The organism is Pseudomonas sp. NPDC089428 (assembly GCF_044749325.1).
Classification (GTDB): Bacteria; Pseudomonadota; Gammaproteobacteria; order Pseudomonadales; family Pseudomonadaceae; genus Aquipseudomonas.
This window is the reverse complement of record NZ_JBIVHT010000013.1, coordinates 55997-72264: the sequence shown is the minus strand read 5'-3', so window position 1 is coordinate 72264 and position 16268 is coordinate 55997. Positions and strand designations below refer to the sequence as shown.

The following is a 16268-nucleotide window of genomic DNA, read 5'->3' as shown; positions in this document are numbered from 1 at the left end:
CAACAAGCGTTCGCTGATCGCACACTTCTGCCCCCAGCGACGGCGGACACCCAAGCCGGGCCGCTAGTATTTCCATGGCGCGGCCTCTAGCGTGCGGTCGTCGCAAAAACCTCTTCCACAAGAACAACAAGAGCACCGCAATGACTCATCTTCGCCCCCTTGCCGCCCTAGGCATGCTCATGCTCGGCGCCAGCCAGGCCCTGGCTGCACCAACCGTTAAACAACCAAACATTCTGTTGGTGGTCGCTGACGACCTCGGCTTCTCCGACCTGTCGGCCCTGGGCAGCGAGATCCAGACGCCGAACCTCGACAAACTGCTGGCCGACGGTCGTCTGATGCTCGACTTCCATGCAGCGCCCAGCTGCTCACCAACCCGCGCGATGCTGATGTCCGGCAATGACCCGCACCTGGCCGGGCTGGGCATGATGTCGGAAGCGCGCAAGCGCCTGCCGGCCGGTTCCGAGGTGCGCGCCGGCTACGAAGGTGTGCTCGGTGGCAACGTCGCCACCCTGGCCGAACTGCTGCATGACGCCGGTTATCGCACCTACATCTCCGGCAAATGGCACCTGGGCATGCAGCCGGCGCAGCAGCCGCAAAACCGCGGCTTCGATCAGGCCTACGTGTTGCTCGAAGGCGGCGCCGCTCACTTCAAGCAGGCCAACATGGACCTGCAGTCGAACTACAGCGCGACCTTCCGGCACAATGGCGAGCCCATCGAGTTGCCCGACGACTTCTACTCCACCACCTGGTTCACCGACCGCCTGATCGACGTCATCGATCAGGGCAAGGCCAGCAACAAGCCGTTCTTCGCCTTCGCCGCCTACACTGCGCCGCACTGGCCGCTGCAGGCGCCGGACCGCTACCTGGCGCAATACCGTGGCCGCTACGACCAGGGTTACGAGGCCATCGCCCACGAGCGCCTGGTGCGCCAGCGCGAAGCTGGCCTGGTACCGGCCGACTTCCCTCTGGAGGCGCAACTGGAAGGCGTGCCGAGCTGGGCATCGCTGAGCAAGGAACAGCAGCGCCAGTCGGCCCGCACCATGGAGGTGTACGCCGCCATGGTCACGGCCCTGGATGCCGAGGTCGGGCGCCTGGTGGAGCATCTGCGCAATACCGGCGAGCTGGATAACACGCTGATCCTGTTCATGTCCGACAACGGGCCGGAGAACGCCACCCGCGTCGACCCCGACTGGATCAAGGCCAATTTCGACAACCGCCTGGACAACTACGGCCGCCGCGACTCGTTCCTGATGATCGGTTCGGCCTGGGCCCAGGTCAGCGCCCTGCCCAGCCGCCGCTACAAGATGACCACCTACCAGGGCGGCATCCGCGTACCGGCCTTTGTCTACTACCCGGCCACCATCAAGGCCGGCCGCAGCGAGGAGCTGGCCAGCGTGCGCGACATCATGCCGACGCTGCTGCAACTGGCCGGTGCGCCGCTGCCCGGCATCAAGTACCGCGACCGCGATATCGTGCCACCGCAAGGCACCTCGGCCCTGGACTACCTGCAAGGCAAGGACAGCCAGATTCACGCCAGCGACGAAGCCCTGGGCTGGGAAATCAACGGCAGCGCCTCGCTGCGCAAGGGGCCGATGAAGCTGCTGTGGGATGCCACCGACGGCAAGCCGGGCTGGCACCTGTACGACCTGCGCAAAGACCCCGGCGAACACCACGACATCGCCGCCGAGCACCCCGGGCAGGTGGCGCAGCTGCTGCGCGACTGGAAAGCCTATGCCCAGCGCAGCAACATTGCGATCGATGCCGATGGCCGCCCTGCCAGCCCGGCACGCCCGGCCTTGGCCAGGCAGCCATGATCGCCCGGGTCGCCGGCGGCGCAGCGCTCGCCGCCGGCCTGCTCGCTGCCGTCTATGGCGCCTGGCCACCCGCCCCGGCGCCAGTGCTGCTGTGCGCGGGCTACAGCGGCCTGCCCGTACCCCGCCAGGGCCCGTGGCGGGACGGCATGGTGCACGTGCCTGGCGGTGAGTTCAGCTTTGGTTCGAGCCGCTTCTACGATGAGGAAGGCCCGCCCCATCGCGCCAAGGTGTCGGGTTTCTGGATCGACGTGCATCCCGTCACCAATGCCCAATTCGCCCGCTTCGTGAAAGCCACCGGGTACGTCACCCATGCCGAGCGCGGCATCAGTGTTGCAGACGACCCGTCCCTGCCCGACGACCTGCGGGTGCCCGGTGCGATGGTGTTCAAGCAGGGGCCGGATGTGCTCAACCCCGGCTGGCAGTTCATCCCAGGTGCCAGCTGGCGGCACCCGCAAGGTCCGGCGAGCAGCCTGGCCGGGCTGGACAACCATCCGGTGGTGCAGGTCACCCTCGAAGATGCCCAGGCCTACGCCCGCTGGTCCGGCCGCGAACTGCCCAGCGAGGCGCAGCTCGAGTACGCCATGCGCGGCGGCCTGGCGGATGCGGACTTCAGCTGGGGCGCCAGCGAGTTGCCCAAGGGCAGGCTCATGGCCAATACCTGGCAGGGCCAGTTCCCTTACCACAACGCGGCGGCCGACGGCTTTACCGGCACCTCGCCGGTCGGTTGCTTCCCGGCCAATGGCTTGGGCCTGTTCGATGCCGGCGGCAACGTCTGGGAACTGACCCGCAGCGGCTACCGACCCGGCCACGACGCCCAGCGTGACGCCGTGCTCGACCCGCCGGGGCCGAAATTGAGCGACAGTTTCGACCCCGCCGAGCCGGGCGTGCCTGTGGCGGTGATCAAGGGCGGCTCGCACCTGTGCTCGGCGGACCGCTGCATGCGCTACCGGCCCTCGGCACGTCAGCCGCAGCCGGTGTTCATGGCAACCTCACACGTAGGCTTCAGAACGCTTCGGCAATGAAGGGCAAAGGTGCAGCGGCCGCGGCGACGGCCGCCACCTGCCGGTCAAGGTCGGGTAGCAGGTAGTCGAAGAAGAAGTCGATGCTTTCCTGCTTCTCGCGGCGTTGTGCCGCCTGCGCCGGCAGAGCCTCGATACAGCGGGCAGTGCGGGCCCAGGCAAAAGCCTGCAAGACCGTGGCACAAAGTTGCAGGCAGTCGCCGGCCGCGCGATATGGGTATTCAGGATCGCCCGCTGCCATTGACCGCACGTTGGCCAGCACCGCTTGCAGTTTGTCGCAGGCCCCGCCCAGCTCGGTGGCAGCCCCTTCCAGACGACGCGGCAGCCTCGGCGCGCAGCTCGCCCAGTAGCAGGGCAACCCCTTCGCCGCCATCACCCAGCACCTTGCGTAACAACAGGTCGTTGGCCTGGATCTCGTTGGTGCCTTCGTAGATCATCGCGATGCGGCTATCGCGCAGCGTCTGCTCGATGGCGAATTCCTGGGTGTAGCCATAGCCGCCGAACACCTGCAGGGCCTTGCTGGCCAGGCTGAAACCTTGCTCGGTGAAGGCCGCCTTGATGACGGGCGTCAACAGCGCGGCCAGTGTCGCCGCCTGGGCCCGTTGCTCAGGTTCGTCAGCGAACGCGGCTATATCCAGCCAGTGCGCCGCCCAGTAAGCCAATGCACGCATGCCTTCGCTGCGCACGCGCAACTCCAGCAGGGCCCGACGCATGGCCGGGTGCAGGTGGATCAGGTCGGCCCCCTGGGCAGCCTTGGCCTGCCCCGGCGTGTTCATCTGGCGCCGCTCCAGGGCATAGTCGCGGGCCTGCTGCCAGGCGGCCTCGGCATGCCCCAACCCTTGCAGGCCGACATGCAGCCGGGCCGAGTTCATCATCACGAACATCGCCGCCAGGCCACCGTGGGGCTGCCCGACCAGCCAACCCCGGGCAGCTTCGAAGCGCAACGCGCAGGTGGCGCTGCCACGAATGCCCAGCTTGTGCTCCAGGCCATCGCAATACACGGCATTGCGCTCGCCGTTTTCCTGCCACTTCGGCACCAGCAGCAACGACAGCCCACGGCTGCCGGCCGGCGCATCCGGGAGCCGCGCCAGCACCAGGTGGAGGATGTCGTGGCTCAGGTCGTGCTCGCCCCCAGAGATGAACAGCTTGTTACCAGTAACCGCGTAACTGCCATCGCCCCGTGGCTCGGCACGGCTGCGCAGCAAGCTCAGGTCGCTGCCGGCCTGGGGTTCGGTCAGGCACATGGTGGGCAGGGTCTGGCCACTGACGATGCCCGGCAGATAGCGTGCCTGCAAGACGGCGGACCCGTGGCTTTTCAGGCACAGGTAGGCGCCGTGGGCAATACCGGTGTACATGGCCCAGCCGTGGTTGCTGCCGAAGAGCATTTCCTGCAGGGCCGCTTCCAGCACCAGGGGCAGCCCCTGGCCGCCGAGGCTGGGGTCACATGCCAGCGCCGGCCAGCCACCTTCGACGAAAGCGCGGTAGGCCGCCGGGAAACCCTCCGGCGTGCGCACCTCACCCTGTTCCAGCCGGCAGCCCTGGCGGTCACCGGACGCATTCAACGGCGCCAGCACCTGTTCACTGAAACGGGCCGCCTCCTCCAGCACCTGAACGGCCAGGTCGAGGTCGACGTCGGCATAAGCCGCCAGCTGCGGCCAGGACTGGTCGACCCGCAACCAGTGTTGCAGGACGAATTGCATGTCGCGCAGCGGAGCCTTCCAGGCCATGGCATACCTCGGGATCAGTCGGTGAAATGGGGGTTTTCGATCAGCAGCGCCATGCCCTGGCCTCCGCCGATGCAGGCCGCTGCGATGCCATAACGCAGGTTGCCGTGGCGCAGCTGCCGGGCCAGGGTGTGCACCAGGCGCAGGCCGGTGGCGGCCAGGGGGTGGCCGAGGGCAATGGAACTGCCGTGAACGTTGAGCTTTTCCCTATCGAGTTCGAGTGCCTGAGCTACCGCCAGCAACTGGGCGGCTTGCGCCTCGTTGATCTCGAAGCGGTCGATCTGTTCCAGGCGCAGGCCGCTGCGCTCGAGCAGCAGTGCGATGGCTGGCACGGGCCCGATGCCCATGGTTTTCGGCGGCACGCCAACGGCCGTGGCCATCAGCAAGCGCGCCAGCGGTGGCTGGCTGCAACCCGAAAAGCGCGTGACCACTGCCGCCGCCGCGCCATCGACCATGGCACAGCTGTTACCGGCGGTTTGTACGCCACCGTCATGCACTGGGCGCAATCGGGCCAGAGACGCCGCGTCGGTAGGCCGTGGGTGGCTGTCCCGGCTGACTTCGCTCACTGCGCGGGGTAACGCGATGGCCCGTGGCAGGCAGCCTTCTGCGCTGAACGCCTGCGCCGTGACAGGTACGATCTCATCGTCGAACCAACCCTGCGCCTGGGCGTGCAAGGCGCGCTGGTGGCTGCGCAAGGCCCAGGCATCCACCGCGTCACGGCCCAGGCCATGCTCACGGGCCAGCAGCTCGGCGGTAGCGATCATGTCCATGCCGGCAGCGGGGTCGTACAACGCCTCCCAGAGAAAGTCCTTGAACCCGACCGGCGCGCCAAGGCGGAAGCCGCCCCGGTGTTCGTAGGCAGCGATCGGGTTGCGCGACATCGACTCGGCGCCCACGCACAGCACGTACTGCGCGCCACTGCGCAACTGCTCACCGGCCTGACGCAGCAACTCCAGCCCGGTGCCGCAGATGCGCTGCACCGCCAGCGCCGGAACGCCTTGCGCTACGCCACAGTACAGACCGATGTGACGCGGCAGCATGTAAGCATCGAAACTGGCCTGGGCCATGCTGCCGGCAAGCACGCTGTCCACCGCCTGGGGTGCGATAGCGGCCCGCGCCAGCACCGCCCGACCGGCCAGGATACCCAGGTCAATGGGCGAAACCCCGGCCAAGGCACCGCCCAGGTCGACCCAAGGCGTGCGCGCCATCTCCACGATGGCGGCGTCCTCGAACGCCGTGCACAGCCCGCCGCGGCTCATGGCAGCGCCCCGGCGCGCAGTGCGCCCGGGTCTTCGCCACGGTACAGCGCTTCGACCTGCGCAGCGCGCCGTTGCAGCACAGCACGCTGGTTGATCGAGCCTTTGTCGGTGATCTCGCCGGCATCGATCGACGGCGGCTCGGCGAGCAGCGATAACCATTCGATGCGGCTGGCGTTGCCCTGGGCATCCCGGTTCAGGCGCTCCAGCCAGCCGCCGAACCACTGGCGCACGGCATCACTGGCCAATACTTCAGCATCGCTGGCACCGGCAGCCAGACCAGCCAGTTGCCGGCACTCGGGCATACGCGGGAATACCAGCAGGCCCAGGCATTCCCGGTCCGGCGCGGTCACCACGACATCCTGCACATAGGGTGAGCCCTCCAGTACCGCACGGTTGCGCAGCGGGCCAACACTGACGAACACCCCCGAAGACAACTTGAAGTCCTCGGCGATGCGGCCATCGAACATCAGACCCTGCTCGGGTTGCTCGGCAACAGCAAGTTTCAGGGCATCACCCGAGCAGTAGAAGCCTTCTGCGTCGAAGGCCTCGGCGGTCTGCTGCGGCGAGCGCCAGTAGCCCGGCATGATGTGTGGGCCACGGAAACGCGCCTCCAGCTTGCCGGCCTGCGGCACCAGCTTCACTTCGCAGCCCGGCGCGGGCAAGCCGACATAGCCGGCCATCGACAGCGGCCCGGTGGTGAAGGTGCACGACGGTGAGGCCTCGGTCATGCCCAGGCCGGCCATCATGCGGATACGCTCGCCACAATGCTGCTCGGCAATCCGGTCGAGGCGGTCCCACACGCTCTGCGACAGGCCCGCAGCGGCGAAGAAGAACAGCTTGATGCGGGCAAAGAACACCTCGCGCAGCGTGGCGTCCTGCTCCAGCGCCTTGACCAGCTCTTCCCAGCCCTTGGGTACGGTGAGGTAAGCCGTGGGGGAAATCTCGCGCAGGTTGCGCAGGGTCTCGGCAAAGCCTTGCGCAGTCGGCTTGCCGGTGTCCAGATAAAAGCTGCCGCCGTTGTACAGCACGATGCCAAGGTTGTGGCTGCCCCCGAAGGTGTGGTTCCACGGCAGCCAGTCCACCAGCACCGGGGGCTCCTCGGCGAACACCGGGAAGGTCTGCAGCAGCATCTGCTGGTTGGCGCACAGCATCCGCTGGGTGGTGATCACCGCCTTGGGCAGCTTGGTCGAGCCCGAGGTGAAGAGGAACTTGGCGATGGTATCCGGCCCGGTGGCGGCGAATGCCGCATCGGCCGCAGCCAGATCGGCAGGCCGCAGCAGGCGGTCAAAACTCAGGTGGCGACGGCCCGAGGCCACGCCGCGCACGCTGATCACCGCGACCGATTCGTCCAGCACCGCGTCGAAGGCACGCTGGAACGGTTGCGCGTCGCAGGCAAACACCAGGCCTGGCGTCAGTACCTCGCACACATGGCGCAGCTTGGCGAAGTCCTGCGACAGCAGCGCATAGGCCGGCGACACCGGGCAATAGGGAATGCCGGCGTACATGGCGCCAAGGGCGATCTGCAGGTGCTCGATATCATTGCCGGAAAACACTGCCAGCGGCCGCTCGGCGCTGAGGCCAAAGCCCAGCAGGTTGGCGGCGATGGTGCGCACATCGGCGAGCATCTGTGCGTAGCTGATCGCACGCCAGGCACCGTCCGCCTGGCGCGCCGCGATGAAAGGGGTGTCGGGGCGCACGGCAGCCCAGTGCAGCAGGCGGTCCAGCAGGCGCGCCGGCAGCGGCGCCAAGGACTCGACGGGCTGCATGCGCAGCACGCCATCGACATGGCTGACCTGCACCTGGGGATGCCCGATGGCCACCTGCCGGTAGCGCGGACGTTGGCCAGGGTCGGTCGACCGTGAGCGGGCTTCGGTATTCACGCAGGTTGCTCCTTGTTCTTGTTGTACATCCTGCCGCCGCCTGGCGTTGCAGGCGGCGGTCTTCTTGCGCGTTGCCTGGGAATTGGAGGCTAGATCGGGTAATGCCGCGGGCCTTGCTGCAGGGTGACCCAACGCAGCTGGGTGAACTGGTCGATGGCGGTGCGGCTGCCGAAGCTGCCGTAGCCGCTGGACTTGACCCCGCCGAAGGGCATCTGTGCTTCGTCGTGCACGGTCGGGCCGTTGATATGGCAGATACCCGACTCCACCCGTTGTGCAAGGCCCAGGGCGCGGCTGGTGTCGCGACTGAAGATGGCCGACGACAAACCGAATTCCGAATCGTTGGCCAGCGCCAGCAGCGCTTCGTCCCCCTCGGCGCGCAGCACCACCGCCACCGGCCCGAAGGACTCCTCGCGGTACAGGCGCATGCTGGCATCGACGTTATCGAGCAAGGTCGGTTGCAGGATGCTGCCGTCCAGCTGGCCACCGCACACCAGGCGCGCACCCTTGGCCACGGCGTCGTCGATCAGCGCCTTGATGCGCTCGCCAGCCTCAGCGCTGACCAGCGAACCGAGCACCGAGGTGCTGGCCTGCGGGTCACCGGCGCGCAGCCCGGCGACCTTCCCCGCCAGCTTGTCGACAAAGGCGTCGGCGATGCGGCTGTCCACCACCAGGCGTTCGGTGGACATGCAGATCTGGCCCTGGTTGAAGTAGGCGCCAAAAGCCGCGGCTTCTACCGTGGCGTCCAGGTCGGCATCATCGAGTACCAGCAGCGGCGCCTTGCCACCCAGTTCAAGCAAGGCCGGCTTGAGATGGCGGGCGGCCAACTCGCCGACGATGCGCCCGACATGGGTTGAGCCGGTGAAGTTGACGCGGCGCACTGCCGGGTTGGCGATCAGGCGCTCGACGATGGCCGGGGCATCTTCCGGGGCATTGCTGATGACATTGACCACCCCGTCGCCGAGGCCGGCGTCATGCAACACCTGGCCGATCAACCGGTGCACCGCCGGGCTCAGCTCCGATGCCTTGAGCACCACGGTATTGCCGCAGGCCAGCGGCATGGCGATGGCGCGTGTGGCGAGGATCACCGGGGCGTTCCACGGCGCGATGCCCAGCACCACGCCACAGGGCGCGCGCAGGGCCATGGCGAAGCTGCCAGGCACATCCGAGGGAATCACCTCGCCGGTGATCTGCGTGGTCATGGCCGCGGCTTCGCGCAGCATGTTGGCGGCCAGCTTCACGTTGAAGCCGTACCAGTTGGCCATGGCCCCGGTTTCACCAGCCGCGGCGATGAACTCGGCAGCCCGCGCCTGCAAAAGGTCCGCTGCGCCGAGCAAGCGGCTGCGCCGCTCACCGGGGGCCAATGCCGCCCAGGCCGGAAATGCCGCGTGTGCCGCAGCCACCGCCGCATCGGCATCGTCCAGGGTGGCGGCAGCGGCTTGCGACACCACCTCGCCCGTCACCGGGTTGCGGCGTTCGAACGTGCGTCCATCGCTGGCGGGACGTGGCTGCCCGCCAATCAGCAAAGGCACCTGCAACATGCTCATTCCTCTTGTTGTAGTTATAGAGAAATAGCCGCGGGCAGCGGCGGATCAGGCCATTGCCCGCTGCTGGATTCAGCGCTTGTAGGCTTGCAGACCGGGCTTGATGCTCTTGTCGTCAAGGAACTGCTTCATGCCCTGCTCGCGACCACCCGTGGTGTCCAGCAGGCGCGACTGGTCGAGCTTGGCGTAGAGGTAGTCTTCGTTCTGCTCCCAGGTGAGCTCGCGGCAACGCTTGAAGCCGTTTTTCGCGGCGCGCAGCACCACCGGGTTCTTTTCCAGCAGGTTCAGCGCCAGCTCACGGGTGGTTTCACGCAGCTCGGCCAGCGGCACGCTGTCGTTGACCAGGCCCATTTCGGCAGCCTTGCGGCCGTCGAAGGTCTTGCCGGTCATGATGTAGTACAGCGACTGGCGATGGCCAACGGTATCGGCCATGGCCTTGCTGACCAGGTTGCCTGGCGGGATACCCCAGTTGATTTCCGACAGGCCGAAGGTCGCCTCGTTGGCGCAAATAGCCAGGTCGCAAGCCACCAGTGGGCTGAAGCCGCCGCCGAAGCACCAACCGTTGACCATCGCGATGGTCGGTTTGGCATACAGACGCAGCAGCTTCCATTGCCACTGCGAGGCTTCACGGCGGATCTTCTCCTGGAGGATTTCCGGGCCGGCGTCCACCTCACGGAAGTATTCCTTCAGGTCCATCCCTGCCGTCCAGGATTCGCCGGCCCCCGTCAGCACCAGCACACCTGCATCGGCGTCCTGCTCGAGGGTTTCCAGCACGTCGACCATCTCCCGGTTCAGGGTGGGGCTCATGGCGTTGCGCTTTTCCGGGCGATTGAGGGTGACCCAGGCGATGCCCGCCTCCAGTTCGACCTTGACGGTGGTCCAGCGGCCTTCGTATTTGCTCATGGTTCTGCACTCTTGTTGTTCGGGGTGATGGGCTTACGCTAATCGAGCAAATTAGCTATGTCAATTAACCATTATTAAAGTTATCTTTCTTCACCTTGCTATCGAGCAGCTTTTTTACTGGCACGCCCCTAGCCTGATCGTGCGGGGGCAGGCAAACTGGGTAACTTTCTTATCAATAACCGAGGAGCATGCCCTCTGATGGCCAGGTCTGCCCACACTGCCGATACCGCCCCCCTGCTTCCCGCTGCCGGAGAAGTGGTACTCGAGGACTTGATCGGTTACGCGTTGCGCCGTGCGCAACTGAAGCTGTTTCAGAACCTGATTGGTCGTCTCTCGGCGTACGACCTGCGCCCGGCGCAGTTCTCGGCGCTGGCGATCATCGAGCAGAACCCGGGGCTGATGCAGGCAGACCTGGCGCGGGCGCTGGCGATCGAGCCGCCGCAGGTGGTGCCCATGCTGAACAAGCTGGAAGAACGGGCGCTTGCAGTAAGGGTGCGCTGCAAGCCGGACAAGCGCTCGTACGGCATCTACCTGAGCAAGGCGGGTGAAGCGCTGCTCAAGGAGCTGAAGCAGATCGCCAGCGACAGCGATCGCGACGCGACGTCAGCGCTGGATGATGAGGAACGGGGGCAGTTGCTGAAATTGCTGACAAAGATCTATCAGGATTGAGCCCATCACAGTGCAAGCACCAACTCGGGGCAAAACTTGCAGCGGGCTGCATGACGCGCCTTTTTGATGCACGCCAGGCGACAGCATCGGTGCAGGCCAGCCACCACTGGGCGCTACACCACCCGTCGACGCCAAGGTAAAACCACACCTTTTCAATGCCTTAGCGCTCACTGCCGCGCATTCCGGTGCTGCGCCGAACTTTCGGCACTTTCATTGCAATGGCCTTTTGCATGCACAACGCACTGCCAGCAACGGTAGCAAGGAGTGGCTATGTCCCGGGCTTTTTTCAATGAAATGTACGAAGTGAACGGCAATTGCCGCCCGCATTACCAGGAGTTCGCCCGCTGGTTGGCCAATACCCCGCTGGAGCTGCTGGAGCAACGCCGGCGCGAAGCCGACCTGCTGTTTCACCGCGCCGGCATCACCTTCACCTTGTACGGCGACAAACAGGACACCGAGCGCCTGATCCCCTTCGACATCATCCCGCGCAGCATTCGCGCCAGCGAATGGCGCATGGTCGAGCGCGGTTGTATCCAGCGGGTGCAGGCGCTGAACCTGTTCCTTCAGGACATCTACCACGACCAGCGCATTCTCAAGGCCGGCATCATCCCGCCAGAGCAGGTGCTGGCCAACGAGGGATACCAGATCGCCATGCAGGGCCTGGACCTGCACCGTGGGCTCTATGCCCATATCGCCGGCGTCGACCTGGTGCGCGACGGCGATGGCAGCTACTTCGTGCTGGAGGACAACCTGCGCACCCCCAGCGGGGTGAGCTACATGCTCGAAGACCGCAAGATGATGATGCGGCTGTTCCCCGAACTGTTCGCCGCCCAGCGTATCGCCCCCATCGACCACTACCCCAACCTGCTGCTGGATACCCTCAAGAGCGCCAGCCCCCTGGACAACCCGACCGCCGTGCTACTCACCCCGGGCCGCTTCAACAGCGCCTACTTCGAGCATGCCTTCCTGGCACGGGAAATGGGCATCGAACTGGTCGAGGGTGCCGACCTGTTCATCCGTGACGAGCATGTCTACATGCGCACCACCGCCGGCCCGCAGCAGGTGGACGTGATCTACCGGCGCCTGGACGACGACTACCTGGATCCGCTGTCGTTCAACCCGGACTCGATGCTGGGTGTGCCGGGGCTGATCTCGGTGTACCGCGCCGGCAATGTAGTGCTGGCCAACGCGGTGGGTACCGGTGTGGCCGACGACAAGTCGATCTACCCCTATGTCGGCGACATGATCCGCTTCTACCTGAGCGAAGAGCCGATCCTCAACAACGTGCCCACCTGGCAGTGCCGCCGGCCTGCGGACCTGTCCCATGTCCTGGCCCACTTGCCCGAGCTGGTGGTCAAGGAAACCCAGGGCTCCGGTGGCTATGGCATGTTGGTCGGGCCGGCGTCGACCAGTGCCCAGATCGAGGACTTCCGCGCCCGCATCAAGGCCCGCCCGCATGCCTATATCGCGCAACCCACACTGTGCCTGTCCACCTGCCCGACCTTCGTCGACAGCGGCATCGCCCCGCGCCATATCGACCTGCGCCCGTTCGTGCTGTCGGGCAGCGAAACCCGCCTGGTACCCGGTGGCCTGACCCGCGTGGCGTTGCAGGAAGGCTCGCTGGTGGTCAACTCGTCGCAGGGCGGCGGTACCAAGGACACCTGGGTGGTGGAGGACTGAACCATGCTTTCGAGAACCGCTTCCGACCTGTACTGGATGTCACGCTACCTGGAACGTGCAGAAAACCTCGCGCGCATGCTCGAGGTCAGTTATTCGCTGTCGCTGATGCCCCAGGCCGGGCGCAGTGACGGCCATGCCGAACTGGCCATGTCGCTGCTGGCCTCCGGCACGCTGGACGACTACCGCCGCCGGCACACCGAACTCGACACCGAGCGCATGCTGCACTTCTTCGCCCTCGACGCGACCAACCCCAGCAGCATCTATTGTTGCCTGCAGGCGGCCAGGACCAATGCCCACGCGGTACGTGGGCGGATAACCGCAGACATGTGGGAAAACATCAACGCCACCTGGATCGAGATGCGCAACATCGCCCGCAACGGCCTGGGCCAGTATGGCATCAGCCAGTTCTGCGACTGGGTCAAGGAGCGCTCGCACCTGTTCCGCGGGGCGACCTCGGGCACCATCATGCGCAACGACGCCTACAGCTTCATCCGCCTGGGGACCTTCCTGGAGCGGGCGGACAACACCCTGCGCCTGCTCGATGCGCGCTATGAAATGTTTGGCGAGGCCTCCGAAGAGGTCAGCGACGACTCTGCCCGCGGCTACTACCAGTGGAGTGCCCTGCTGCGCGCGCTGACCGCGTACGAAGCCTTCAACGAGCTCTATCGCGCTGCGCCCAGTGCCCGGCCAGTGTCCGAGCTGCTGTTGCTGCGGGTGGACGTGCCGCGTTCGCTGCATGCCTGTATCGAGGAACTGGACCAGATCCTCGCCAGCCTGCCCGGCAGCACCGGGCGCGCCGCCCAGCGCATGGCCGCCGAACTCAATGCACGCCTGCGCTACACCGCGGTAGACGAAATCCTCGAAGCCGGCCTGCACCCGTGGCTGACCGACTTCATCGGGCGCATCAACCAACTGGGCCAGGCGGTCCATCACTCCTACCTGGAGGTCGTATGAAACTGTCCATCCGCCACGACACCACCTACAGCTACGCCAGCGACGTCAGCAACAGCATCCAGTTCCTGCGCCTGACGCCACGCAACAGCGAACGCCAGCGCATCGATGAATGGCAGCTGGACCTGCCGTGCAAGGTGAAGGGCCAGATCGACCCGTATGGCAACATCCTGCATGTGCTGACCCTGGAAAAGCCCCATGGCCATCTGGCGCTGACCGCCAGCGGCCAGGTCGACATCGACCCGGCATGCGAGCACGAGGCGGGTGAACTTTCACCACTGCCCTTCCTGCGCGGCAGCCACCTGACCCAGGCCGACGACACCCTCAAGGCCTTTGCCCGCCAGCACTGTGGCGAACACCGCGACCGCTCGGCGCTGATCGGATTGATGCAAGGCCTGGCCGAGCACATGCCGTACCGCCCGGGCGCCACCTCGGTGGGCACCACCGCCATCGAAGCGTTCAACGGCGCTGCCGGGGTCTGCCAGGACCACACCCACGCCTTCCTCGCCTGCGCGCGCAGCCTGGGCATACCGGCACGCTACGTCTCCGGCTACCTGTGCACCGAGGACGAGCAGCACCTGGCCAGCCACGCCTGGGCCGAAGCCTGGGTCGACGACGCCTGGTACAGCTTCGACATCACCAACCGCCTGACACGGCCAGAACGCCACCTGAAGCTGGCAGTGGGCCTGGACTACCTCGATGCCTGCCCGGTCAGGGGCGTGCGCCGTGGTGGCGGCGCCGAATCGATGCAGGCCAGCGTCCATGTCCACCGCCAGTGACCGCGGCAACATCCGTTCATTGAGATAACAAGGGAACCCGCATGACTTACTGTGTCGCCATGCACCTGGCGGACGGGCTGGTCTTCATCAGCGACTCACGCACCAATGCCGGCATCGACCAGATCTCGACCTTTGCCAAGTTGTTCGTGTTCAGCCTGCCGGGCGAGCGCCTGATCGTCCTGCAGACCGCCGGCAACCTGGCCACCTCGCAGTCGGTGGTGAACCTGCTCCAGCAACGCACCCGGGGCCCCGGCCCTCACCTGCTGAACGTGGCCACGCTGTACGACGCCACCGTGCTGGTCGCCGATACCCTGCGTGAGGTGGTCAGCCGCGACCGCAGCAAGTTGACGGCCGGCATCGACCTGAGCTGCTCGTTCATCGTCGGCGGCCAGATTGCCGGCGCCGACATGGCCATCTACAACATCTACGCGCAGGGCAACTTCTTCCAGGCCACCGCCGACACGCCGTTCCTGCAACTGGGCGAAAGCAAGTACGGCCGGCCGATTCTCGACCGCAACCTGAGCTACCACACGCCCCTGGACGAAGCGCTGCGCTGCGGCCTGATCTCGTTCGACTCGACCATTCGCAGCAACCTGTCGGTTGGCATGCCGCTGGACCTGCTGGTGTACCGCAAGGACAGCCTGGAAACCCACTCGCGCCAACGCATCAGCAACGACGACGCCTATTACGCACAGATTCGCCGGCAATGGAGCGATGGCCTGAAAAAACTGCTGGCCGAGCTGCCAGCGCCGCCGTATGGCTGAAGGCCAGCCACTGACGAGGGGCAAAGCTGTACAAAATTATTTTTCTGTATAGCTTTATCCGGACACCTGCACTATACCTTGTACATCGACTTAACTTTGTACAGGTATTGTGCATGTCCACCTACCTGCAGCACTTCACCGAACGCTTTGCCACGCTGGGTGCAGACAACCTCGAGCTGCTGGGCGACCTGTACAGCGAGGATGTCACCTTTCGCGACCCGCTCCATCACATCAGTGGGCTGACGGCCTTGCGTGGCTATTTCGCGCAGCTGTATGCCAATGTTGCCGAGGTTCGCTACACCTTCGAGGGCCTCGACGAGCCGCAACCGGGCCACGGCTACATCCGCTGGACCTTGCACTTTCGCCACCCACGCCTGGCCGGCGGCCAGCCGATCAGCCTGCAAGGCTGCAGCCACTTGCGCTGGCGTGGCCGGGTGCACTTTCACCAGGACTACTTCGACGCTGGCGCCTTGCTGTACGAACATGTTCCGGTCATGGGCCGGGCAGTTCGCTGGCTCAAGGGCAGGCTGGCATGAGCCGGTGCTGGCTCACCGGTGCCAGCAGCGGCATCGGCGCGGTGCTGGCGCAGCGCCTGCTGGAGCAAGGGCACCAGGTGGCGCTGGGGGCACGCCGGGCAGAAAGCCTGACAAACCTCGCCGCACGCTTTCCGGGCCAGACCCTGCTGGCCGTGGGCGATGTCGACCAGCCTGAGCAGGTGGCGCGGATTGCCACGCAGATCGAGCAGGCCTGGGGCGCGCTCGACCTGGTGATCCTGAACGCTGGCACCTGCGAGTACCTGGAGCCCGGGCAGTTCGACCCAGCCCTGGTCGAGCGGGTGATCCGTACCAACCTGATCGGCACCAGCCATTGCCTGGCGGCTGCCCTTCCCTTGCTGCGCCGCGGCCAGCGCCCGCACCTGGTGGTGATGGGCAGCTCGGTCAGCTGGCTGGCGCTGCCACGGGCCGGTGCCTACGGGGCGTCCAAGGCAGCACTGCGCTACCTGGTCGAATCGCTGCGCCTGGACCTGACCCGCGAGGGTATCGATGTCACCCTGATCAGCCCCGGCTTCGTCGACACCCCGCTGACGCGCCGCAACGACTTTGCCATGCCCCAACTGTGGAGCGCCGAGCGCGCCGGCGGGTATATCGTCGCGCGCCTGCCCCGTCGCCCGCTGGAGATCACCTTCCCTGCCAGCTTCATCCTGCTGCTGCGCCTGCTCGGCGCACTGCCGGCACGCTGGCGTCTGAAGCTGGGCCAACGCCTGGCGCGTCAACCCCAGGGCTGA

At 66.0% G+C, this 16268-nt stretch carries 13 protein-coding genes and 1 pseudogene; 9 read left to right on the top strand and 5 right to left on the bottom strand.

What is annotated here, in order from left to right; genetic code table 11:
• Positions 1-140 precede the first annotated feature (140 nt).
• Both ACIPZ5_RS21245 and ACIPZ5_RS21240 read left to right on the top strand, forming a co-directional pair.
• A complete protein-coding gene (locus ACIPZ5_RS21245) occupies positions 141-1814 on the top strand; it encodes an arylsulfatase (RefSeq protein ID WP_400810446.1) in 1674 nt (557 codons plus the stop codon).
• Complete coding sequence (locus ACIPZ5_RS21240) at positions 1811-2836, top strand: formylglycine-generating enzyme family protein (protein WP_400810444.1); 1026 nt, start codon at positions 1811-1813, stop codon at positions 2834-2836. Before ACIPZ5_RS21245 ends, ACIPZ5_RS21240 begins: the two co-directional genes overlap by 4 nt.
• Here ACIPZ5_RS21240 and ACIPZ5_RS21235 read toward each other — a convergent pair.
• The 5 genes and pseudogenes from ACIPZ5_RS21235 to ACIPZ5_RS21215 form a co-directional block, all read right to left on the bottom strand.
• A pseudogene (locus ACIPZ5_RS21235) lies at positions 2817-4560 on the bottom strand (acyl-CoA dehydrogenase family protein). The gene ACIPZ5_RS21240 and the pseudogene ACIPZ5_RS21235 sit on opposite strands and share 20 nt — an antisense overlap.
• Before the next feature lie 14 nt (positions 4561-4574).
• Entirely contained in the window at positions 4575-5816 is a 1242-nt protein-coding gene (locus ACIPZ5_RS21230) for a thiolase family protein (RefSeq protein WP_400810442.1), read from the bottom strand.
• Positions 5813-7696 carry a feruloyl-CoA synthase gene (locus tag ACIPZ5_RS21225; protein WP_400810440.1) on the bottom strand — a complete coding sequence of 628 codons (1884 nt, stop codon included), beginning with the start codon at positions 7694-7696 and terminating at the stop codon, positions 5813-5815. The genes ACIPZ5_RS21230 and ACIPZ5_RS21225 overlap by 4 nt, the downstream gene beginning before the upstream one ends.
• Before the next feature lie 89 nt (positions 7697-7785).
• Positions 7786-9234, bottom strand: a complete 1449-nt coding sequence (locus tag ACIPZ5_RS21220; protein WP_400810438.1) for an aldehyde dehydrogenase — start codon at positions 9232-9234, stop codon at positions 7786-7788.
• Positions 9235-9309: 75 nt separating this feature from the next.
• The gene (locus tag ACIPZ5_RS21215; RefSeq protein WP_010954234.1) at positions 9310-10140 is read right to left on the bottom strand and encodes a p-hydroxycinnamoyl CoA hydratase/lyase; all 831 of its coding nucleotides are present in this window, start codon (positions 10138-10140) and stop codon (positions 9310-9312) included.
• A 198-nt stretch (positions 10141-10338) separates the two neighbouring features.
• On the opposite strand from ACIPZ5_RS21215, the gene ACIPZ5_RS21210 reads away from it, so the two are divergent.
• From ACIPZ5_RS21210 to ACIPZ5_RS21180, 7 genes are all read left to right on the top strand, one after another.
• Complete coding sequence (locus ACIPZ5_RS21210; protein WP_261943939.1) at positions 10339-10809, top strand: MarR family winged helix-turn-helix transcriptional regulator; 471 nt, start codon at positions 10339-10341, stop codon at positions 10807-10809.
• A 270-nt stretch (positions 10810-11079) separates the two neighbouring features.
• Positions 11080-12489, top strand: coding sequence for a circularly permuted type 2 ATP-grasp protein (locus tag ACIPZ5_RS21205; RefSeq protein WP_261943938.1), 1410 nt, complete (start codon positions 11080-11082; stop codon positions 12487-12489).
• 3 nt (positions 12490-12492) lie between these two features.
• Entirely contained in the window at positions 12493-13443 is a 951-nt protein-coding gene (locus ACIPZ5_RS21200; RefSeq protein WP_261943937.1) for an alpha-E domain-containing protein, read from the top strand.
• A complete protein-coding gene (locus ACIPZ5_RS21195) occupies positions 13440-14219 on the top strand; it encodes a transglutaminase family protein (protein ID WP_261943936.1) in 780 nt (259 codons plus the stop codon). The genes ACIPZ5_RS21200 and ACIPZ5_RS21195 overlap by 4 nt, the downstream gene beginning before the upstream one ends.
• Before the next feature lie 41 nt (positions 14220-14260).
• Entirely contained in the window at positions 14261-14983 is a 723-nt protein-coding gene (locus tag ACIPZ5_RS21190; RefSeq protein ID WP_261943935.1) for a proteasome-type protease, read from the top strand.
• A gap of 113 nt (positions 14984-15096) precedes the next feature.
• Positions 15097-15519: a nuclear transport factor 2 family protein gene (locus ACIPZ5_RS21185; RefSeq protein WP_261943934.1), complete on the top strand. Its 423-nt coding sequence runs from the start codon at positions 15097-15099 to the stop codon at positions 15517-15519.
• On the top strand, positions 15516-16268 hold the full coding sequence (locus ACIPZ5_RS21180) for an SDR family oxidoreductase (RefSeq protein ID WP_261943933.1): 753 nt from the start codon (positions 15516-15518) through the stop codon (positions 16266-16268). The genes ACIPZ5_RS21185 and ACIPZ5_RS21180 overlap by 4 nt, the downstream gene beginning before the upstream one ends.